Below are 21,492 nucleotides of genomic sequence, written 5' to 3' on the forward strand. Positions count from 1 at the left end.
AGCGTGCGGCGCGGCAAAAAAAAGCGAGGGCGGTTTCCAGGCCACCCTCGCACGGGTTTGATGCGTCAGGTTTCAGACGCTGGCCATCACAATGTCGGTATTGAGCAGGTCGACCCCGAGCAGGGTGATGGTCGTCAGCTGTCCGCCGGTCTCGGCAATCGTCACGATGCTGTCGTTGCTGGCATTGTCGATCGACTGCACAGTGGCGCCCGCGTCACCAATGAGCACCACCGCATCCCGTTGGCCCGGGCCGGCATCGAAGCCAGTGACCTGGTACTGGTTCTCGGCCACCGACAGGTCGATGTTGAAGGCATCCCGTTCACCGGCGGTGCCCACCAGCCTGAAGTCGAAGGTCTGGTCGCTCGGGTCGTTGGCGAACAGGTTGGCGTCGAACGCGCTGGTCGCCGTGTCGCCATCCTTGTCTGTGGTCGTGGCGTTGAACGCCAGCTGGATATCGCTGGCCAGGTTCTGGGTCTCCTGAATGAACTGGATCACCGGGACCTTTATCGTACCCTTGCCCATGGTGAGCTGGACCGCGTCGATCAGGTGGGAATCGTCCCACTCCACGAGGAAGGACTTCTGTCCTCCCGCCTCCGCGTGCAGGTCGGCGGCCAGCACCTTGATGGGCGCGCCCGAGGTTGTGCCGTTGTCGTAGTAGATCGTGTAGTACAGCTCTTCGGTGGCCGGGTCGTAGCCCTGCACCGAGTTGTCGATAAAGATCCTCATGGCCGTCAACAAGGTTTCGGGGTTGATGACGAAACTCTCGTCACCAGCGTTGATGCCCGCCGTGGTGTTGCCCTCCAGGTTGTTGTTGGCGATACCGATGCCGGACGTGCTGACGTTCATGGCCGCCGAGCCGATGTAGGACGGCAGGGGATTGGTCTGCAACTGCGCTTCGGTAGGGTCGGGCGCGCCAAGCCCGATGCCGGTGAGGATGCTGTTCGCGCCGGTTTGCGGCGCCAGCGGATTGGCGCCGAAGAACACCACATCCTCGGTGCCGATGGTCAACGTGCGCACAGGGTCCGGGCCACCGGCATCCAGCGAGCCGTCGGCACTGCTGAGGATCACGGTCGAGCGGAAGCCTTCCTCCAGGTCCAGGGCATAGGTGCCGTTGGCGTTGGCGGTCAGGGTGTAGTGGACGGTGGTGTTGGCCGTGGTCGCGTTGTTGTCGAAGTCACCGGTCAGGGTGCCCGCGAACTGGTAGGCGCCATTGCCATCCGGCGAAGGCGACTGCTCGACCAGCGTACCGGTGCCGGTGGTGGTGGTGTTATCCGGCCGGACCAGGGTGAACAGGTCGTTCACCAGGGAAATATCCAGGCCGGCCGCCCCTAGTCCGTCGGCACCGGGTCCTATGCTCCAGTAACCTTGTTGCGCATGGTCGGTCCCGGTGCCGATCAGGTTGCCGAAGGCCAGGGTCGGGGTGTCGTCATCGACGGTGATCACCAGCTTGTCGGCCGCGGCAGTCACTGTGTCGCCATCCTTGTCGGTGGCCTGCAATAGTGTGCCGAGGTTGAGGGTGAGGTCGTTCTCGTCATTGCCGGCCGCGTGATCCAGAGGCTTGAGCAGGGTGAAGGTGTAGGCACCCGCTACCGTCAGGCTGAGGGTGAACACATCCGTCACGCCGGCCTTGGCGGTCAGGGTATTGCCCAGGACGCTGTAGGTCAGTGCCACCCCGCCGGAACTCAGGGCTGGCAAGCCGCTGGTGTTGCTCGACAGGGAATAGCTCAGCGGCACGTCGGCCCCCGACTGGAAGATCCCGCTCACGCTGCCGCTGGCGACAGTTGCCTGACCCGCTACATCGCCGACACCACCGGCAATACCGTTGGCCAGGCCGTCCTCGTCGACGGTGCCGGCCGCGGCGGTCCCGGTTGCGGTGGGCGTATCGTCATCGACGGTGATCACCAGTTTCTCGGCCGCGGCCGTCACCGTGTCGCCATCTTTATCCGTGGCTTGCAACAGCGTGCCGAGGTTGAGGGTGATGTCGTTTTCGTTATTGCCTGCGGGGTGATCCAGGGGCTTGAGCAGGGTGAAGCTGTAGGCACCCGCCGCGCTGAGGCTGAAGGTGAATACATCGACGGCGCCGGCCTTGGCGGTCAGGGTGTCGCCGGCGACGCTATAGACCAATGCCACTGCGCCAGACGTCAGGGCCGGCAGGCCGCTGGTATTACTCGACAGGGAATAGGTCAGTGGCACGTCGGCCCCGGACTGGAAGATACCGATGACGCTGCCGTTGGCAGTCGTTGCTTCGCCAGCCACGTCGCCGACGCCACCGGCGATGCCACTGGCCAGGCCGTCTTCATCGACGGTGCCGGTCACGGCGGTCCCGGTTGCGGTGGGCGTATCGTCATCGACGATGATCACCAGCTTCTCGGCCGCGGCCGTTACCGTGTCGCCGTCCTTGTCGGTGGCCCGCAGCAACGAACCCAGGTTGATCGTGATGTCGTTCTCGTTATTGCCGGCCGCGTGATCCAGAGGCTTGAGCAGGGTGAAGCTGTAGGCACCGGCGGTGCTGAGGCTGAAGGTGAACACATCGACGGCGCCGGCCTTGGCGGTCAGGGTATCGCCCGCCACGCTGTACACCAGTGCCACTGCGCCAGACGTCAGGGCTGGCAGACCGCTGGTATCGCTCAACAGGGTATAACTCAGCGGCACGTCGGCCCCGGATTGGAAGATACCGGTGACGCTGCCGCTGGCATTGGTGGCCTGACCCGCCACATCACCGACACCACCGGCGATGCCATTGGCCAGGCCGTCCTCGTCGACGGTGCCGGTCACGGCGGTCCCGGTCGCGGTGGGGGTATCGTCATCGACGGTGATCACCAGTTTCTCGGCCGCCGCGGTGACCGTATCGCCGTCCTTGTCGGTGGCCCGCAACAACGAGCCCAGGTTGATCGTGATGTCGTTCTCGTCGTTGCCGGCGGCGTGATCCAGGTGCTGCAGCAGGGTAAAGGTGTAGGTACCCGACGTGCTGAGGCTGAAGGTGAACACATCGACGACGCCGGCCTTGGCGGTCAGGGTATTGCCGACCACGCTGTAGACCAGCGCCACCCCGCCCGAGCTCAATGCCGGCAGGCCGCTGGTATCGCTCGCCAAGGCATAGCTCAGCGGCACATCGACGCCGGGCTGGAAGATCCCGCTGACGCTGCCGCTGGCCACGGTGGCCTCGCCGGCCACGTCACCGACACCGCCGGCCACACCGCTGGCCAGGCCGTCCTCGTCGACGGTGCCCGCCACGGCGGTTCCGGCCGCTGCCGGTCCATCGTCCTCGAAGATCATATGCGAGCCGATTTCGGCGGTCGTGGTGGAGGCCTGGCGCAGGGTGAGACCACCGATATCGAAGTCGGCGTGGGTATTGCCCTTGGCGTCGAGCGCCGCGCCGTTCTCGATCAGTACGCGGTTGTGGTTCGAGGTGGTGGTGTATTCGATCTTGTAGCCGGCCTTGATGCCGGTGACGGTGGCCACGCCGCCATCAAAGCTGATGAGGATGCTCGTGTCATTCACCGAGCCGTCCGAATTTTCGATCACCAGTCCGGTGGCGTTGTTGATCACGCGAACATTGGTGATGGCCACCAACGTATCGTTCGCATAGCCGTTGACGAAACTCGCGCCACTTTCGACCGCGGTGTTGAAGGCACTGATCTTGACCACCGCACTCTTGCCGCTTTGCAGCTGCACGATATCGAAATTGGCCGCCTTGGCATTAAACATTGCGGTGAAGTCGATGTTGGCTTCGACATCGGCTTCGTTCTGATCCAGGTTGGGAATGGTCATGTCCTGCCGGGCGCCGGTGACGAAGGTAAAACGAATGCCTTCCTGTTCCGTGATCATCTGGCTATTGGTGCCGAAGGTGGTCGGGCCACCGGCCTGGCTGGTGTTGATGGTGTCGCCGGTGCTGATGTTGACGCCCGATGACTGGTCGGCGGGGTCCTTGCCGGTGGCGATGATCGTCGGGTCGCTGATCCGCAATACGCCGCCGTCGTCGACCACCGTCGGGCTGGCCTTGGTGAACATCAGGAACAGGTTCTGCCCGGAAGGCGCATTGGCCAGGTTGAACGTCAGGTCCTGGCTGGCGCCGATAAACACCTTGTTCAGCAGATTGAGGGCATCGTCCGGGTTGTTGGCGTCCGGATGTTTGAGCGGTTGGTATTCCACGGTCCAGATCTTGCCGCCCGACAGCGGCGACCCGGTTTCCTCGATATAGGCGGCGAACACGATCGCGCCGGCAGGGCCGCCGGCCCGGCCCAGCAGGATGTTGTTGTCGGTATCGGTATACAGAAGGATGTCGATGCCATCGAGGGTATCCAGCCCGCTGTCCAGGCCATTGAGCGCCGCGCCCAGGCTGTCGGTGAAGCTGATATCGACATTGATCGCGCCGGGCGCCAGGTTGAGGGTGAAGGCATTGCTGCCGGTGTCGCCCACGGCGCCGGTGTAGCCACTCAGGGCGGCGTCCGTTGCGGTACCGGCCCCAAGGGCGGTCAGCCGGGTGGCGAAGGCCGAGGGCAGGGCGGCCAGCAGGATGTCATTGTCGTCGGCGTCCCCCGTTGGGTCTGGCGTGGCCGTGGCGTTCTGCAACCCGCTGGTTTCGTCCAGGGCAACGTTGGTTCCGGTCGCTACCACGAGCGGAGCACCATCCGCCAGGGCGGTGATGGTCAGTGTGTCGTCGCTGGGGAAGACGGGGTACAGATCGGGAGAGGTATCAGCGGTCAGGTCGGTGGTGGGGGATTGGGGTGTGGTCATGACATGCTCCTAGGCAGTTCCAGTCGTTGGGGCCGCACCTGGGCCCCTCTGCTGGCAGATGTCACAACTATGGGGATGCGTCGCAGGTTGCGCATTGGCCGATACTCCCAGGCGGTCTGGGAGTTTCAGCCTATGCGGCAGGAGAAACGTGAGAGCGCTGGCGCCTTACCTGTCCTCGGCGAATGCGTCCTCGATGAAGGCCTCCAGCTCCGCCTCTTCAAGCAGCTCGATGGAGAAATGCCCGAAGCGTTTCGGTAGCCAGAGGATGCGCGTGCCGCTGGGGGACTGGAGGTTGTCGCGCGACAGGGGGGTGCCGTTCTCGTCTTCCGGCTGGACCCCTGCGGCCAGCAACTCGTCGTAGGCGGCCTCGATGTCCGGCGTGCTATAGCAGTGACGGTAGATCGTGCCTTCGCCGTTGCTGTCCATCAGCGCCTTGAGATTTCCGGCAAAGGGTTGCACCAGCATCAGGCGCTCCGTGCCGAACCTGACGATCGCATAACGCACATGCAGACCGTCGCGCTGCCAATCCAGGGTCCTGGAAATCCTTGCGCCGAAGACCCGGGCGTAATACGCACACGCTTGCTCGAGGTCTTTGACGAGTACGTCCACGTGGCTGAACTTTAATTTCAATGGTTTCTCCTTTTTTCCGGGTGCGATTCGTTGGCCGCAGGTCGGAGTATCCGCGTTTCGTATTCTGGTACAGGGTTGCGGTGGCGGTTTGATGAACCGCGGCAAAAGCCCGAGGCAGAGCGCTTTGCTTCTCGCGGCGCGGGTGCCGGTGGTGCATCAGGCCAGGGGAGGGAAATCGAAGGTCGCCCATGCCGGCGCGACCCGATCAGCCCGAGTGACCCGCCAGGGCGGCGGGTCCGCAAGGGCTCAGAGTTTCGGCAGCTGGCCGATGCGGCCGAACATCTCGGTGACAATCTGCAGGTCCAGCTGGAACTGCTCGACGGTCTTGAACTCGTTGTCGTTGTGGCCGGTGTACTTGACCTCGGGACGGGCCAGGCCGAATTGCACGCCGTTGGGCAGTTCATGCACCGAGGTGGCACCGGCGGAGGTGCCGAACTCGTGCTTCATGCCGAGGTTTTCGCTGGCCACCGCCAGCAGCGCCTTGACCCATTCACCCTCGGGGTTGCGGTACATCGGCTCGGCGATCTTGTAGTCGAAGTTCACCGCGACCTGGTTCTGCTTGCTCCAGGCGGCCAGCTTGTCGGCAATTTCCTTTTTCAACACCTCCGGGGTCTTGCCCTTGGGCACGCGCAGGTTGACCGCCAGCTTGAAGGCCTTTTCGTCCTGCCCGACATAGGTCAGGGAGGTGGTCAGCGGGCCCATGAAGTCATCGGCGAAACCGACCCCCAGCTTATTGCCCAGGTAGTCCAGGCCCCAGTTGTCGGCGGCGTAGCGCGCCGCGTCGGTGATCGGGTTGTGCTTGAGCGCGACCTTGCCGTCGAGGCCGTTGATGAAGTCGAGCATGCGCGCCACCGGGTTGACCCCGGACTCGGGCTCGGAGGAGTGGGCGGACACGCCGGTGACCGTCAGCTTGACGTCCTTGCCTTCGACCTTGGCGGCCACGCTGAAGTCGCCGCCGTGGGCCTTGGCGTATTCGGCGCCGGCCTTCTGCAGGCTGGCCGCCAGTTCGGCGGGCTGGTCGGTCACCAGGGTGGCGACCGAGGCGCCCGGGATCTGGTTGGTGGCCAGGCCGCCGGTCATCGAGACGATTTCTGCGCCTTTGCCTTCGGCGGCACGTCGCGGGAAGCTGGCCATGACGGTGCCGTAGCCTTTCTCGGCGATCACCACCGGGTAGCCGCCGTCCAGCGCCAGGTTGTAGTTGGGCGTCGGGTTGCGTTCGAAGTAGTAGGGAATCGCGTCGCCGCTGGTTTCCTCGGTGGTGTCCACCAGCAGCTTGAAGTTGCGCGCCAGGGGCAGCTTCTCTTCCTTGATGATCTTCATGGCGTACAGGGCCACGACTATGCCGTTCTTGTCGTCCTCGGTGCCGCGGCCGTACATGCGGTCGCCGACCAGGGTGACCTTGAACGGGTCGAGCCTGGTGCCGTCCTGCAGCACCCAGTTCTCCGGCGTCACCGGCACCACGTCGGCGTGGGCGTGGATGCCCACCACTTCATCGCCGCTGCCTGCCAGGGAGATCTCGTAGACGCGGTTGTCGATGTTGCGAAAGTTCAGGTCGAAGGCCTGGGCCAGGGCCTTGATCTTGTCGGCGATCTTGAGGAACTCGGGGTTCTCGTGCTGCGGCACGCCATCGACGCGCACGGTGGGGATCGCCACCAGTTCGCGCAGGGTTTCGGTGGCGGCCTTGCCGTACTTTACCCGCGCATACAGGCCCAGCAGGCGATGGATCTCGTTCTGCTGCTCGGCGGAAAGCGCCTTGTTGTCGAGGAAGGCCGTGATGGCCGGGCCGAGGTTGGCTTCTTTGACCACCTCGCTCTTGGCCGCCTCATTTTTGCTCAAGGTGCCGAGGAACTGGCGGAAATCCGTGACCGAGGCATCGGCGAAGCGCTTGAGAATCGCCGCGTTCTGCTGCGGGGTGATGTTGGCGTGGGCGGTGGTGGTGAAGGCTGACAGGCTGGCCAGCACCAGGGTGGCCGCGGCCAGTTGCTTGAGGGAGAAATCCATTGCGGGAGGCGTTCCTTGCAGATTGTTAGGAAATATCTGACCTCCCAACCTAACACCACAAGGGAAGGGTACGGGAGCCCCCGAAGTGGGATCTGTCGCACAGAAATGCAAAAGCGGCGCAGAAACGAAAAAAAAACGGCGCCGGGGCGCCTGGCAGATCGGCTGCTTTTTAGCCGGCACGCAAGGCTCAAACTCGAGGCTTGGCGGCCGTTTTTTTAAGGCCGCGCCCTGGCCGATATTTTCTGCCCCTGTGGGCCTGCGGGGCAGTAGAATCCCGTCGCCCGGTAACGCCTGCGAGGTTGACACGGCAGGCCACGGCGGCGTTGTTGGCGCTGGCGTCCGGGCAGGTTTCTTGGTGTGGGCAGTGCCGGGTTTCTCCGGTGATTTACACTGAAACCGCATTGGGTCGGGTAAGACAGGCGAGGGCGTATGGCGGTTGAACGACGGGATTTCAGTGGCGGCATGAAGGGCAAGAACCTGCGTTACCTGGAAGAGGCGCGGGTGGCGCCCGCGGCCCATGCGCGGGCGGGCTTCCTGCTGCTCGAGCACTTCTCGTTGCCGGCCTTCACCCAGGCCCTGGATACCATCGTCACCGCCAACCTGCTGCGTCCCGCCTTGTTCTCCTCAACGACTTTTGGCTTGCAGGACGGCGAGGTCACCAGCGACCTCGGGCTGGTGATCCGCCCCGATGCGCGCCTGACCGCGGCGGCGCTCAAGGACCTCGACCTGCTGGTGATCTGCGGCGGCTATCGCACGGAGCTCAAGGCCGATCCGCAGTTGAGCAGCCTGCTGAAAAGCGCCGCCGAACTGGGCATCACCCTGGCTGGGTTGTGGAACGGGGCCTGGTTCCTCGGCATTGCGGGGCTGCTCGAAGGCTACCGCTGTGCGATCCACCCGGAGCATCGTCCGGCGCTGGCAGAGATTTCCAAGGTCACCCATGTCACCAGCGAGGCCTTTGTGGTGGACCGCGACCGGCTCACGGCGTCCAGTCCCGCCGGCGCCTTCCATATGGCCCTGGAATGGATCAAGGGGCTGCACGGCAAGGCGCTGGTCGAGGGTATCGAGGACATCCTGTCGTTCGAGGAATCCCGCTACCGGCGCATCAAGCCGACCATGCATGTCTCCTTGAGTGCGCCCTTGCGCGAGGTGGTCAATCTGATGGACGCCAACCTCGAGGAACCGCTGCAAATGGACCAGCTGGCGGAGTATGCCGGGCGTTCCCGGCGGCAGATCGAGCGCTTGTTCAAGGAGCAGTTGGGCACTACCCCGCAGCGCTACTACCTGGAATTGCGCATCACCGAAGCGCGTCGATTGCTGCAGCACACCGAGCTGTCCCAGGTCGAGGTGCTGGTGGCCTGCGGCTTCGTCTCGCCGAGCCATTTCAGCAAGTGCTACAGCTCGTATTTCGGCTATCGGCCGTCGAAGGAAAAACGCCTGGTGAAATGATCGCGGACGTCAGCATCTATCAGTGTTCGAACCACCAATTTAAAAGTGTCTCATCCTCGTCATCATCCAGGTTTTTATAGATGTTGGCGTAGTACCACTGAATCCCTGTTCTATCTCGAAACCTGTTAAAGAAGTCGTTGATCTTCTCCAGTCCATTGCGCGCTGGAACCGCGAATGACAGGTTTCCCTCAAATACACCGTCCAGTGTTCCACCCAGCTCGCAGGCCACGGCGTTTTCCAGCCAGGCTATTTCTTCTTGAGGAATAGCGTCCGCATAGATCTGGATGCAGAAGTTCCCACCTCGTTTCAAGACGACGGCAGGTGCTTCTCTGTCTTTGATTGAAACAATGTCTCCCCGTGCCAGATTCAGCGCGATGCCAGGAGAGGAGAGCAGCTCGTAAATATCCTGATCAATCTTGCGAGCGGGCAGTTCTTCAAAAAACGGGCCGTCATCATCCGTTACATAAACTTGAATCAGAACAGGTGCTTCTTTAGTGTCCATGCGCTGCTCCATGATTGTTCCACTCAGCCTGCTGTTTTGTAGGAGGGTAAATCAATATTGTTCATTGGCGATGTGCTCGTGAGAGGGCGACTGGCCGAGGATCATCGATTTTTTGAAATCACACTGTTCATGTATTGGTTTAAATCCCGCAGGTCCTTAATGCTCCAGGCGTGCGGCGGTATCTTTACGCCATTCTCTCGCAAGGTGCTTGGAATCAAGTCGCCATTTGGGCGAAGTATTATCGATGACACGATAACGCCCGGATAATCGTTGAGCCGTTTCTTGAAAATGGGGGTTGTAAGGTCAGGTGTTGGAGGGTTGCTTTTATTGGCCAGTGGTCCGGTTCCTTTGATATCGGCTCCGTGGCACACGGCACATCGCTGCGAATAGAGGTTTTTCCCATTGTTATCCGCGAAGGACAGTGATGTTTGAGTGAGCGATAGAACGCCTAGCGAAGCGATGAGCAATACCTTTACTTTCATTTTCCATACGTCCTTGTTGTGTCAATCAGCCTGAATCGAGGGCAAACGCATTTCAGCCTTCCATCCAGACATCTTCGTAGCCTTGGTGGTCGATGATGAACCTGGCGCCAGCGGGCAGGCAGAGGTAATTCAGCACCTGTGGCAGCATTTCACTGAGATGCTCAGTGTGAACCGCTTGATAAAAATCATCAGCGCTCGAATGTTCTCCGCAGTGAATAAACCAACTGACATTACCCCCCTCCGGCAGTGAAATTCGCGAGCCATAAATAGGGGACTTGCCCAGCGTGGCAATCGCGATGGCGACCATTTCGTCTGGTGGAAGTACGGGCAGTCCGTATTTTTCACAGATGTCTTTCTGGTGGAAAGCCTTATTCAGCGCCTGACGGCGGCCAGATTATCGACAGCGCACGCTGACACCCGGCCCTGTGCTGTCGGTTGGGTTAACGCCCCACCAGCGCTCACGCCGCCACGTTCGCTGCCACGAAAGGCGTGCGCGTGGCGGCGCGGGCGGCCAGTACCGCCAGCACGGCGGCCACCACCAGCAGTGCCGCGCTCAGTTCGAAGGTCGCCCGATAACCGCTCAGGTCGAAGGCCAGGCCGCCCACCGTGGCGCCCGCGGCAATCGCCAGCTGGACGATCGCCACCATCAGTCCGCCGCCGGCTTCCGCATCGTCCGGCAGGGCCCGGGTCAGCCAGGTCCACCAGGCGACCGGAGCGGCGGTCGCCACCAGGCCCCAGAGGCCCAGCAAGACCGTGGTGACCGACACCGAGGCGCCAAACGCCACCAGGGCCATGGCGATCGCCGCCATCATCAGCGGGATGATGATCAACGTGCGATACAGGGCGTTTTTCAGGAAGGTTTCGATCAGGAAGGTGCCCGCCAGGCCGGCCAGGCCGATCACCAGCAACATCAGCGACAGGGTGGTGACACTGACCTGGGTGACCGTCTCCAGGAAGGGCCGCAGGTAGGTGAACAGCATGAACTGGCCCATGAAAAACAGGCTGACCGCGAGCATGCCCAGGGCCACCGGCATTCTTTTCATCAGGCTGAAGACATTGCCGGTGCCGGCGGCCGGCTGTGCTTTCAGCGATGGCAGACTGGCCAGCAGCCAGACGGCGGCGAGGGCGGCCACCGGCACCACGCAGAAGAACGCCCCGCGCCAGCCGATCAGGGAACCCAGGAAGCTGCCCAGGGGCGCCGCGATCACGGTCGCCAGGGCGTTGCCGCCATTGACGATGGCCAGGGCACGCGGCACCTGGTCTTCGGGCACCAGGCGCATGGCCGTGGCCGCCGACAACGACCAGAAGCCGCCGATGGCCACGCCGATCAGCGCGCGGCCGGCCATGAAGGTCAAGTAGTCCGGGGCGAGCGCCACCACGGTTCCGGAGACGATCATCAGCAGGGTCAGGGACAGCAGTAGCCGCTTGCGCTCGACCCGGGCCGCCACCGAGGCGATCGCCAGGCTGGTGAACAGGGCAAACAGCCCGGAGACGGAAATACCCTGGCCGGCTTGCCCCTCGCTGACCTGCAGATCGGCCGCGATCGGGGTCAGCAGGCTGACCGGCATGAACTCGGAGGCCACCAGGGCAAAGGCGGCGAGGGCCATGGCCAGCACGGCGCCCCAGGTGTGTCGGGGGGCGGGCGACTCGGCGTGAGAAGTAGCGGTCATGGCGACAGGTTTCCTGTGTGGCTGGAAGCATTCGAGCTGAGCGCCGGGCGTTGCCGGCCGGGTCTTGCGGACGCTTCGATGCATAAGTGGGTGCACGCCGCCGGTGGAAGACCGGGCAGGCGCGTGAATGGTGATCGGGGCCGGCCCGGTGCTGGAGCGGCTCCGGTCGCGGCAGAAGGAAAACGCGACACCGGATTCGGTGCCGCGAAGCGAAGGGGGCCCAAGCCGGGCACCCAACGGACTACCAGAGGTTGTTCTGCATGAGCGGGATCAGGCGCTTGCCGCGCTCAGCCCGCCAGGGTGGCGTTGTCGATGACGAAGCGGTACTTGACGTCGCCCTTGAGCATGCGTTCGTAGGACTCATTGATCTGGTCCGCGCGCACCAGCTCGATGTCGGCGACGATGCCGTGCTCGGCACAGAAATCGAGCATCTCCTGGGTCTCGGCAATGCCGCCGATCATCGAGCCGGCGAGGGTCCGGCGTTTCATGATCAGGTTGAACACATTGGGCGAGGTATGCGGGGTCGCCGGGGCGCCCACCAGGGTCATGCCGCCGTCGCGCTTGAGCAGCACCAGGAAGGCGTCGAGATCGTGGGGCGCGGCCACGGTGTTGAGGATCAGGTCGAAGCTCTTGGCGTGGGCGGCCATTTCCTCGGCATTGCGCGACACCACCACTTCGTCGGCGCCCAGCTGGTGAGCGGCCTCGCGCTTGGAGTCGGAGGTGGTGAAGGCCACCACGTGCGCGCCCAGGGCATGGGCCAGCTTGATGCCCATGTGGCCCAGGCCACCGATGCCGACCACGCCGACTTTCTTGCCGGGCCCGACCTTCCAGTGGCGCAGCGGCGAATAGGTGGTGATGCCCGCGCACAGCAGCGGCGCGACGGCGGCCAGCTGATCCTCGGGGTGGCGGATGCGCAGCACGTAGCGTTCGTGGACCACGATCTGTTGCGAATAGCCGCCCAGAGTCCAGCCCGGGGCGTCCGGCGTCGGGAAGTTGTAAGTGCCGATCATGCCGTCGCAGTAATTCTCCAGGCCGTCCTCGCAGTCGGCGCAGTGCTTGCAACTGTCGACGATGCAGCCGATGCCGACCAGGTCGCCCGGGCGGAAGCCGTGCACATGGGCACCGACCGCCGCGACCCGGCCGACGATCTCGTGGCCGGGCACGCAGGGAAACTGCGTGCCTTGCCACTCGGCGCGCACCTGGTGCAGGTCCGAGTGGCAGATGCCGCAGAAGGCGATGTCGATCTGCACGTCATGGGCGCCGGGGGCGCGGCGGGTAATCTGCAGTGGTTCCAGAGGTTGGTCGCCCGCATGGGCGCCATAGGCGTTGACTAACATTGCACACTCCATCCTGCGTTACGTTGGATGGCCATTTTCCCGGGCAGGTGCAGGCGGCCAGTAGTGCATTTCGCTGGAATTCTTGCCTGATTCTCTGGACTTTGGTTTTTTCGGTAGGACCGGCACCGGGGGCCGGGTTAACGTCTGGCAAGGAGGGTCCATACCGACATGACACGCCCACACGACACCCGCGCCCAGGCGCCCCAGGAAACCCTCACGCGTCTCATTGGCGCCTGGATCAAACACTCGGGGGACTGCCCGACAGCGATCCCCGGTCTGGGTTTGTTTCGCCGCGAGATCCCTTCGCCGCCCGCCGTGTGCATGGCAGAACCGAGCATCGTCCTCGTCGCCCAGGGAGCGAAACAGCTGTGGGTCGGCGGCGAAGCCTACCCGTACGACCCTTCGCGCTTCCTCGTGACCTCACTGGACCTGCCGGCCAATTCGCAAGTGACGACGGCCAGCCTGGAGCAACCCTGCCTCGGGCTGAGCTTCAAGCTCGACCCGCGCATGCTGGCGGAGCTGGCTGCCCAGGGCGGGCTGCTGCAACCTCGCGATCGAGGCACAGGCAAGGGCGTGGGCATCGGCACCGCGACGCCGGCCATGCTGGCCTCGTTCGTGCGCCTGCTGGAGTTGCTGGACGAGCCCGAAGCCATCCCGGTGCTGGCGCCGCTGATCCAGCGCGAGATCCACTACCGCTTGTTGCTGAGCGACCAGTCGGCGCGGCTGCGGCAGATCGCCTCCGTCGACGGCCAGGGCCACCGCATCGCCAGGGCCATCGACTGGCTGAAACTGAATTACACCGCGCAACTGCGGGTCGACGAACTCGCCGCCCGAGTGCAGATGAGCACGCCGACCTTTCATCACCACTTCCGCCAACTCACCGCCATGAGCCCCTTGCAATACCAGAAATGGCTACGCCTGACCGAAGCCAGGCGCCTGATGATGAACGAACACCTGGACGTCTCCAGCGCCGCCTTCAAGGTCGGCTATGAAAGCCCCTCGCAGTTCAGTCGCGAATACAGCCGCCTGTTCGGCGCAGCGCCCAGGCGGGATATTGCGCAGTTGCGGGGGGTATAGGGGAGGGGACGAGTGGGAGGTGCTGGGGCTTGCGGGCATTTGAACACCCGGAATGCTCCGCCGGCCACCGCCTAAACCCCACCATACCGATACACCGTCGCGCTCCAATAGCGGCTGCCGCCATTAGGTGTCTGGCGAACCCATCCCTGTGCTTCCAGTTGCCTGGCGATCAGTCGGTTCATGAAGCCATGGCCGAGCAGCAGAACCGGTCCGTCGCTGGAGACAATCACCCTGGCGGTGGCGGCGAGTTGCAGGCTGGCCAGCGGGACGGGCTGGTGGGTGATTTCGCAGCGGTTGTAGTGTTCGATCCAGTCCTGCATATCGAGCGCGGACAGTTTTTCGGTGGCGTCCAGCTTTGGCTGGCCGTGGCGCATCAGGATGATTTCCCTGTTCATGGTTTTTACGTCCCTGGGGGCTTGCGCCGAAGGTGCGCGAAGCGCGGTCGCGGGCACTCGAGGCATCTCTCGGGTGCCGGCGCGAAACCGCAGCAATGCAAGGCGAGACCAGTGGCTTTGGGGCGCGACGGTCACGCCATCGGCAACAAGTCAGTCTTCGGCCATGGCGCGGGCGTGTCTTGCACCCAGGGTTTCAAACCAGTCGCGGTCGCGGTACCACGCCACGGTGTCGGTGATCGTCAGCTCCAGCGCTCGAAAGTTCAGGCCCAGCTCCTGTTCGCTCTTGCGGTGGTTGAAACGGCTGCGGTCCTTCTCCCGTACCAACAGGCGCAAGGTGGCCAGGCTCAGCAGGATGGGCCTGCCGGTCAGGCGCGCGTAGACCTCCTGCACCGCCGCCAGGGTGTAGAGAAGGGGCAGCGGCACGTAGCGCGCAGGGGTCTTGACCCCCGCGATACGCCCGAGCACAGGCATCAGCTCGGCCATGGTCATATGCCGGCCCGCCGCCAGATAACGTTCACCGCTGCGCCCGTGCCTGGCCGCGGCAATCTGCGCCAAGGCCACATCGCGGGCATCGACGACGGAAAAGCTGCCGGGGATCAGCCCGGGCAACTTGCCGTGCAGGACATCGTTGACCAACTGCCCCGAGGAGGTCGGGCCCAGGTCGCCAGGGCCCCACATCCAGCCCGGCAGGACCATGCAGGCCTGCATCTCGGGATGGGCCTCGAGGAACGCCAGGACGGCACGGTCGGCGAGGATCTTGCTGCGGTAGTAGCCATCCGCGTTGGCGTCGGCGCGCAGGCAGGTCTCATCGATGGAGCTGCCAGGCGCGCCGTCGAGCACGGCGATCGAGGAGGTATGGATGAACCGGCGGATACCGGCGCGGTAGGCCTGGGCGAGCAGTTCCCGGGTGCCGATGACATTGATCTTTTCCAGTTCCTGCCAGTGGCTGCCGCCCTTGTAGTTGTCGCGAAAGAACGCCGCGGTGTGAAACACCGTATCGCAGCCTCGCAGGGCCGCGGCGAAGGCCTCGACATCGCCCATGTCGCCAACGACCAGTTCCACGCCCGACAGGTTCTTGAACTGCTGTTCACCCTTGGCTCTAGAGCGCACCAGGGCCTTGACCGCGCAGCCACGCGCGAGCAATTCACGCACCAGGTTGTTGCCCAGCAGACCGGTGGCGCCAGTCACGAATGCACGACGCATGGTTCAACCCTCACTCGGTTCGGCTGACGGCATCAACACCGCGCTGTCGAAGAACACCTCTTGATGGATGGCCAATCCGTCCTTGAAGGTGAAGTGTGCGGCGTAGTGCACGGCAATAAAGCGTCCATGGGGCGCAAGCACCCGGTCCGGCAGCACCAGGGGCGCTGCAAAGGTGCCGCTCAGCATGGCCGTCAGCGCCAGACGATCGGCTCCGACGGCGAACGGGTTGAAGATCACATGGGCATCGGGGAAGGCTTCGAACAACGCGGTTTCTCGTTGGCGCATGGCCTCGCGGCCCACTTGTATCCCCATGCCATCGAGGTAGGTGAAGTCTTCGCTCACCAGCGCCAGCAGCGCCTCCACATCGCGGCGGTTGAAGGCATTGGCGGCGTGTTGCGCGTAGTCGTTGGGGCCAATCGGCATACAGTCCATTCCAGTCGTTTCCAGGGCCTGTAGATATACCGTCGAGCCCCCTCTCGAAAAACAGCGACTCCTGCATAATGGCTTTGCATATATGCAAATCAGGGAGCAGATGAAACATGGTGTCGGAAGCGAATTGGGACGATCTACGCCTGCTGTTGGCCGTCTCGCGGCGTGGCAGCTTTCTGCAAGCGGGCCAGTTGCTGGGGATTGCGGCGTCTACCGTGTCCCGTCGGTTGACCCAGCTTGAGGAGGCGCTGGGCGAGCCGCTCGTCGAGCGTGGTGTCGAAGGATGCCGGTTGACCTCGCGGGGCCAGTCCCTGGTGGAAGTCGCCCAGGCGGCGGAAGCGGGCTTGAGGCGGCAAACCGTGACCGGCCTGTCCGCGCTGGACAGCGAGCTGTCGGGCAGTGTCCTGGTCAGTGCGGGGGAGGGCTTTGCGTCGTGCGTGCTGGAGGCTGCGAGTCGCTTCACCGCGCTTCACCCGCGTTGCACGGTGGAATTGCTGGTAGCCGCCGACTTTCACAAGATCGTGCGCGGCGTGGCCGATATTGCGGTGCGCACCGCGCACCTGGGCGAGCCGTCATTGATTTATCGACCCATGGGCCGGCTCGCCTACGGGGTCTTCGCCGCTGCGGATTATCTGCGGCGGTTTCCACAGGTGACGCCGGCCACGGCCGTCAATATCGGCCTGCTGCCGCCGTTGGACATGTTGCCGCAAGTGCGCGCGGCCAAGGCCGCCGGCCTGGAGCGCGCGCAGATCAGCGTGAACTCGTTCGCCCTGCAGCTGGACGCGGTGAGGCGTGGCCTGGGGGTGGCAGTACTGCCGCGTGTGCTGGCGCAGGACCTGATTGAGTTGTTCCCGCAGCTCCAGCTTCCTGATATGGAGGTCTACCTGGTGACCCGGCCACAGGCATTGAAGCAGGCTCATATCAGCTGTTTCTTTGCCATTCTGCAGCAGGTGCTGCTCGACGCCCTTGCCCTGGAAACGGTTGAAAGTGACGCCTCGGGGGCGAGGGCTGAGGGGTGAAGCGATCCCGGTTTTCCTGTGGGTTATGCATGATCGGCAGAGAGCGGTCAGAAGCGCGCTCGGACACTCAACCCTGCACCAGGTAGGCTCCGGACGGAACCCGATCGCGCAGCTTCTTGCATTTGCCGGGTTTGGGCTGATGCCCCGGCGGGCGATCGGGAAACCAGATTCGACATTTACCCGGAGGTGGCCGATGGCCACGGGGAATCTCAATCTCGTCGTGCGTGGGGGCTGGCTCGGCGGAAGTCATTCGCAGTTGCCCTTCGGGACTTGGCCTGTCACCCGTCGGCCAGTTCGCTGCGTTCTCCGCCGCTTCGCGGGTGAGGGTCTCAGTGCGGCGTTCAGTGTCCGGCGTGGGCTGCTCGGCGGCGACAGCTTCTGCTTCACGGCGCCTTTTAACCTCTTCTTCCAGGCCCTCCCGTACTGCAACCAGACGCTCGTCGGCGTTGGGTGGGGTATTCGACGTCTGGGCCTTCTGCGCTGCCTGGATCAATTGGAGGTTGCGATTGCGTAACGCGAGGTTGCGACCAACCCGCATATTGGAGCGCGTCGCCAGCGCTTCAGCCTGCTGATACTGCCCTTGCTGAAGGCGCAACACACCGAGGTAGTGCAGCGTCGCGGGATTGTTCGGCTGGATATGCAGGGCACGCTCCAGCGTGGCAGCGGCCCGGTCCAACTGGCCATCTGCATACTGCTGCGAGGCGGATTCAATCAGGGTTGTTGAAGCGTTGTTGCTTTGCTGAGAGGCTTTGCGCTCGGCCGCAACCGAACAATGCGACGCGGCTGCGCAGAGCGCCAGGATCAGACCCGGCAGAAAACTCTTGGTTGGCATCAGGGGGCAGACTCGGTTGATCATCGACGGCACTGGCGTAAAGCAGGCCTTCAGCGCTGCTCGGCTGGGGTTTGTTCAGTGTCCCGTCATGACCGATGAAGGGGCTCCTATCGACCTGGCCCGTACCCTGAAGTTCCTGCAGGAACGGCCAACAGGTGGGCAAGTCCTTGCAGTTACCCATGAAAAAAAGCAGAGGTGTGTATACCGCCATTCAAAATGCGCGAGCTAAGCCGTACCGATACGCAAGCGCTGCTGGCGTTCGAAACCCGGAACCGTGAGTGGTTCGAATCCCATATCGAGGCGCGCGCCCCGGCCTTTTATTCGTTGCAGGGCGTCGCCGAGCATATCGAGGGCTACCTGGCCGCTTTCGCGGCCGGCACCTGGCACCCCTGGGTGATCGAGGATTGCAGCGGAAACATCATCGGTCGCGCCAACCTGAAAAACATCGATACCGCGCAGCGCTCCGCCGAAGTCGGCTATCGGATTGCCCAAAGCGCCTGCGGCCAGGGGCTTGCGACACAGGCGCTGCGGCAACTGATCGAGCAAGCGCGGACGCGCTGGCAACTGACGCAGCTGGTGGCGTATGTCTACCCGGAAAATCTCGGCTCGACCAAGGTCGTGGAACGCTGCGGGTTCTTGCCGGAGCAGCCCGCAGAAGACGGCAAGGCGGGAGTCGAGCGCCGATTCGTTCTCCCGATCTAGATAAGGGTTGTGGCCCTTTACCGCACTCGCGACTCTGACTGCTGGTCTGTAACCGCTACGTCGTGTCAGTCAGCCGGATAGCGCTTACCCGCGCCGTTCGGCCACCAACAGCAACGACTGCGGCACCGGGCTTTGCGGGTGCTGCGGTTCCTGCAGGCTGGCGAGCTGGAAGCCGGCCATGTCCAAGGCGTTGAGCCAGCTGGACAGGGTGCGGAAGTACCAGGGCATGGGTTGCCACTGGCCCTTGAACCCGGCGAAGGTCTCTTCGCGCCAGCCATCCTGGTAGTCGCCGGCCGCGGCGCTCCAGGGGTGCAGGGTCTGGATCGCCAGCGCGCCGCCCGGGGCGAGCAGGGCGTGCATGGCGGCCAGCAGCGGGATGATGTCCTGGTGCAGCAGGGCGAAGTTGGCGCAGATCAGCTCGTAGTCGCGGCCGATGTCTACTTGCGCTTCCGCCAGCGCTGCATAGCTGGCCACATGCACCGTTGCCGAGCCCGCCGCCCGCGCCGCCTCCACCAGGGCCGCATCGCCATCCACCCCGACCGCCTCGATGCCCCGTTGCGCCAGGGCGCGCAACAGCCAGCCCTCGCCGCAACCCAGGTCGAGCACCCGCTCGGGCTGACGGCCCAGCACCGCCAGCAGGATCGCCTGGTCGGTGACCTCGACGCGGCTTTGAATGGCGCCGCCGCGGATGGCGTCGATCCAGGCCTGGGCGTTGTGGTGCCAGCTGTGCAGCAGGGTGGATTCGGGAGTGGGCATGTCGGTGTCCAGCGTCAGTGGTGGAGGCTACGGGGTCGCTAGCGCTGACGTTAGCAGGCAGGGCACCCGGGTCCAATACGTCGTTCGCCGCTCAGGCGCTTCTAGAGGATGCGCATCCGGTCCTCGTCGGGCGATTTGTTGCGACTGGTGATCAGGCTCAGCAGCACCGACGCCAGAATGATTCCGCCGACAGTGGCCAGCGACCATTCCACCGGCATGTGCAGCCATGGCATCAGCGTCATCTTGGTGCCGATGAACACCAGCACGATCGCCAGGCCGTACTTGAGCAGGTGAAAGCGCTCGGCCATGTCGGCCAGCAGGAAGTACAGGGCACGCAGGCCCATGATCGCGAAGATGTTCGAGGTGAACACAATGAACGGGTCGGTGGTGATGGCGAAGATCGCCGGGATGCTGTCGACCGCGAACATCAGGTCGCTGGCCTCGATCAGCACCAGCACCAGGAACATCGGCGTGGCCCAGCGCCGACCGTCCTGCTTGACGAAAAAATGCTCGTCATGAAAGCCGCTGGTGATCCGCAGATGGCCCTGTATCCAGCGCAACAGGGGGTTCCTGGCGAGGTCGGGCTGCCGATGGGCGAACAGCAGCATCTTGATCCCGGTGATGATCAGGAACACGCCGAACGCATACAGCAGCCACGCGAACTGCGACACCAGCCACACACCGGCGAAAATCATCGCTGCGCGCATCACGATCGCCCCGAGCACACCGTACAACAACACCCGGCGCTGCAACTCCGGCGGCACGGCAAAGTAGCCGAAAATCATCACGAAGATGAACATGTTGTCGATCGACAGCGACTGCTCGATCAGATAGCCGGTAAGGAATTCCAGGGTCTTGCGTTGGGCGATCTCAGGCCCGAACTCACCCTGCAGATACCACCAGAGCAAGCCCGCGAAGGCCAGCGCCAGCGTGGACCAGGCAATCACCCAGCACGACGCTTCGCGTACCGATACGCGATGGGCCTTGCGTCCGCCGAGGACAAACAGGTCCAAGGCCAGCATGGCCAGAACGAAGGCGATGAAGGCGAACCACATCCAGGGTTCGCCGATGTGCAGGGACTGCATGCCGTTCTCCCGGTCTGGGCGTGTGCTGGAGCCAACGGTTCATGCTAGTGGGGAGATCGCCGTGAAGAAAAATCGATTATTCCTGAGCCATGGTTCGTTATTTACGAAGTGTCGCTGAAGGTTCTCCCGCCAGCCGCCTTGTTCAAGTCGCTTTCGGCCCATTCGGTATAGACGCAGGCGCTGGCTGCTACCTGCTGCTGTCCAGCGCTCTTCAGAACAATCTGAATCTCCATTCCCTCATTTTTTACGAGACCAAGATCGTGCATTGTGGCGGCTCGAATCAGTGGCGCTTTCAAGGGGTGATTGGGTGGACAGCATGAGGTTCGTTAAAACCTTCCCTATTTTGCTTGGCCTGGGCATCGCACTGGGAAGCATGAACGCCTGGGGGCTGCCGAACGACAGTGAGCAACTCATTCGAGTTCAGGCCGACCGCAGTCAGATTGATAACAAGCAAGGTTTTGCTACTTATACCGGCAACGTCATCATTACCCAGGGTTCGATGAAGATCACCGGCGACACTGTGACTATCGTCATGAAAAAGGGCAGTCATAACGAGGTCGATGTCGTTACCTCCGTGGGCAACCTGGCCTACTTCGAACAATTGCAAAAAGCGACAGACCCTCAACCGGTCCAGGCATATGCCGTGACCATTCAATACCTGACCCAGCAGAACCGCATCATCCTGGTCGACAGAGCCAAAGTGATCAGCGCAGGCAATACCACCTTGGGTGAGAAAATTGTCTACGACACTGTCAAGCAGATCGCCAGTGTCGGTCGCGCCACCGGTAGCCAGATCACCGAGTCGCGCCCACGGGTCAACATGGTCATCCAGCCGAAAAAGAAAAATGAAATGCAAAGGGCCCAGTAATGGGCACCGACAAGATCACCCCTTAGGCAACGCTCACGACCTATCAATCATCAGCCGCATCGAGGGATTGTCCCCTTCAGACGATGTGGCCCATAGCCATAGTTAAAGCGCAAAAGTTTTCGGTACTGCCGTTTCGTTTTCTACAACAACAAAAATGGACTTGTTCATGATTAAAAAGACGTTGTTCGTACCGCTCGCCAGCAGCCTTTTGTCCCTGGCCTGCGCGCAAGCGATCGCAACTCCTTCCCCCTATTCCAGCTTTATCGTGTTCGGCGACAGCCTCAGCGATGCCGGGCAATTTGCCGATCCCGGCGGTCCCGC

Annotated in this window: 20 protein-coding genes; 6 read left to right on the plus strand and 14 right to left on the minus strand. The window is 63.0% G+C overall.

Annotated features, from left to right (window positions below):
- Nucleotides 1-72: 72 nt before the first annotated feature.
- The 3 genes from AC07VU_RS12575 to AC07VU_RS12585 all read right to left on the minus strand — a co-directional run bounded on the left by AC07VU_RS12575 (nucleotide 73) and on the right by AC07VU_RS12585 (nucleotide 7,368).
- Nucleotides 73-4,737: a T1SS-143 repeat domain-containing protein gene (locus AC07VU_RS12575; RefSeq protein ID WP_495029956.1), complete on the minus strand. Its 4,665-nt coding sequence runs from the start codon at nucleotides 4,735-4,737 to the stop codon at nucleotides 73-75.
- Nucleotides 4,738-4,902: 165 nt separating this feature from the next.
- Entirely contained in the window at nucleotides 4,903-5,367 is a 465-nt protein-coding gene (locus tag AC07VU_RS12580; protein WP_495029957.1) for a VOC family protein, read from the minus strand.
- 246 nt (nucleotides 5,368-5,613) lie between these two features.
- Nucleotides 5,614-7,368, minus strand: a complete 1,755-nt coding sequence (locus AC07VU_RS12585) for a dipeptidase (RefSeq protein ID WP_495029958.1) — start codon at nucleotides 7,366-7,368, stop codon at nucleotides 5,614-5,616.
- A gap of 429 nt (nucleotides 7,369-7,797) precedes the next feature.
- On the opposite strand from AC07VU_RS12585, the gene AC07VU_RS12590 reads away from it, so the two are divergent.
- On the plus strand, nucleotides 7,798-8,814 hold the full coding sequence (locus AC07VU_RS12590; protein WP_277589061.1) for a GlxA family transcriptional regulator: 1,017 nt from the start codon (nucleotides 7,798-7,800) through the stop codon (nucleotides 8,812-8,814).
- Nucleotides 8,815-8,833: 19 nt separating this feature from the next.
- On the opposite strand, the gene AC07VU_RS12595 is transcribed toward AC07VU_RS12590, so the two are convergent.
- From AC07VU_RS12595 to AC07VU_RS12615, 5 genes are all read right to left on the minus strand, one after another.
- Nucleotides 8,834-9,316, minus strand: coding sequence for a DUF4265 domain-containing protein (locus AC07VU_RS12595; RefSeq protein WP_457276624.1), 483 nt, complete (start codon nucleotides 9,314-9,316; stop codon nucleotides 8,834-8,836).
- 101 nt (nucleotides 9,317-9,417) lie between these two features.
- On the minus strand, nucleotides 9,418-9,798 hold the full coding sequence (locus AC07VU_RS12600) for a c-type cytochrome (protein ID WP_274303630.1): 381 nt from the start codon (nucleotides 9,796-9,798) through the stop codon (nucleotides 9,418-9,420).
- A gap of 52 nt (nucleotides 9,799-9,850) precedes the next feature.
- Nucleotides 9,851-10,174 (minus strand): immunity protein Imm33 domain-containing protein, encoded by a 324-nt coding sequence (locus AC07VU_RS12605; RefSeq protein ID WP_495029977.1) that lies wholly within the window; start codon nucleotides 10,172-10,174, stop codon nucleotides 9,851-9,853.
- Nucleotides 10,175-10,256: 82 nt separating this feature from the next.
- Nucleotides 10,257-11,468: an MFS transporter gene (locus AC07VU_RS12610; protein WP_277589059.1), complete on the minus strand. Its 1,212-nt coding sequence runs from the start codon at nucleotides 11,466-11,468 to the stop codon at nucleotides 10,257-10,259.
- Between the two features lie 287 nt (nucleotides 11,469-11,755).
- Nucleotides 11,756-12,805, minus strand: coding sequence for an NAD(P)-dependent alcohol dehydrogenase (locus AC07VU_RS12615; protein ID WP_495029959.1), 1,050 nt, complete (start codon nucleotides 12,803-12,805; stop codon nucleotides 11,756-11,758).
- Between the two features lie 168 nt (nucleotides 12,806-12,973).
- Here AC07VU_RS12615 and AC07VU_RS12620 point away from each other — a divergent pair, with 168 nt between their 5' ends.
- Nucleotides 12,974-13,882 carry an AraC family transcriptional regulator gene (locus AC07VU_RS12620; protein WP_274303624.1) on the plus strand — a complete coding sequence of 303 codons (909 nt, stop codon included), beginning with the start codon at nucleotides 12,974-12,976 and terminating at the stop codon, nucleotides 13,880-13,882.
- A gap of 71 nt (nucleotides 13,883-13,953) precedes the next feature.
- On the opposite strand, the gene AC07VU_RS12625 is transcribed toward AC07VU_RS12620, so the two are convergent.
- The 3 genes from AC07VU_RS12625 to AC07VU_RS12635 form a co-directional block, all read right to left on the minus strand.
- Entirely contained in the window at nucleotides 13,954-14,277 is a 324-nt protein-coding gene (locus AC07VU_RS12625; RefSeq protein WP_495029960.1) for a hypothetical protein, read from the minus strand.
- 150 nt (nucleotides 14,278-14,427) lie between these two features.
- The gene (locus tag AC07VU_RS12630) at nucleotides 14,428-15,480 is read right to left on the minus strand and encodes an SDR family oxidoreductase (protein WP_495029961.1); all 1,053 of its coding nucleotides are present in this window, start codon (nucleotides 15,478-15,480) and stop codon (nucleotides 14,428-14,430) included.
- A gap of 3 nt (nucleotides 15,481-15,483) precedes the next feature.
- Complete coding sequence (locus tag AC07VU_RS12635) at nucleotides 15,484-15,903, minus strand: ester cyclase (RefSeq protein WP_087092136.1); 420 nt, start codon at nucleotides 15,901-15,903, stop codon at nucleotides 15,484-15,486.
- Nucleotides 15,904-16,019: 116 nt separating this feature from the next.
- Here AC07VU_RS12635 and AC07VU_RS12640 point away from each other — a divergent pair, with 116 nt between their 5' ends.
- Nucleotides 16,020-16,928 (plus strand): LysR family transcriptional regulator, encoded by a 909-nt coding sequence (locus AC07VU_RS12640; RefSeq protein ID WP_495029962.1) that lies wholly within the window; start codon nucleotides 16,020-16,022, stop codon nucleotides 16,926-16,928.
- Between the two features lie 67 nt (nucleotides 16,929-16,995).
- Here the strand turns inward: AC07VU_RS12640 and AC07VU_RS12645 are convergent, their stop codons facing one another.
- The gene (locus AC07VU_RS12645; RefSeq protein ID WP_495029963.1) at nucleotides 16,996-17,760 is read right to left on the minus strand and encodes a tetratricopeptide repeat protein; all 765 of its coding nucleotides are present in this window, start codon (nucleotides 17,758-17,760) and stop codon (nucleotides 16,996-16,998) included.
- Between the two features lie 201 nt (nucleotides 17,761-17,961).
- On the opposite strand from AC07VU_RS12645, the gene AC07VU_RS12650 reads away from it, so the two are divergent.
- Nucleotides 17,962-18,462: a GNAT family N-acetyltransferase gene (locus AC07VU_RS12650; protein WP_495029978.1), complete on the plus strand. Its 501-nt coding sequence runs from the start codon at nucleotides 17,962-17,964 to the stop codon at nucleotides 18,460-18,462.
- 84 nt (nucleotides 18,463-18,546) lie between these two features.
- Here the strand turns inward: AC07VU_RS12650 and AC07VU_RS12655 are convergent, their stop codons facing one another.
- Both AC07VU_RS12655 and AC07VU_RS12660 read right to left on the minus strand, forming a co-directional pair.
- A complete protein-coding gene (locus tag AC07VU_RS12655) occupies nucleotides 18,547-19,218 on the minus strand; it encodes a class I SAM-dependent methyltransferase (protein WP_087092133.1) in 672 nt (223 codons plus the stop codon).
- Between the two features lie 101 nt (nucleotides 19,219-19,319).
- Complete coding sequence (locus AC07VU_RS12660) at nucleotides 19,320-20,303, minus strand: TerC family protein (protein WP_114760941.1); 984 nt, start codon at nucleotides 20,301-20,303, stop codon at nucleotides 19,320-19,322.
- 316 nt (nucleotides 20,304-20,619) lie between these two features.
- Between AC07VU_RS12660 and lptA the strand changes: the two genes are divergently transcribed.
- Complete coding sequence (gene lptA, locus AC07VU_RS12665; protein ID WP_274303611.1) at nucleotides 20,620-21,171, plus strand: lipopolysaccharide transport periplasmic protein LptA; 552 nt, start codon at nucleotides 20,620-20,622, stop codon at nucleotides 21,169-21,171.
- Nucleotides 21,172-21,337: 166 nt separating this feature from the next.
- Nucleotides 21,338-21,492, plus strand: a 155-nt coding sequence (locus AC07VU_RS12670; RefSeq protein WP_495029979.1) for a hypothetical protein, incomplete at its 3' end; no start/stop codon positions are given.

It is taken from the genome of Pseudomonas sp. GW821-FHT02B10 (genome assembly GCF_059421865.1).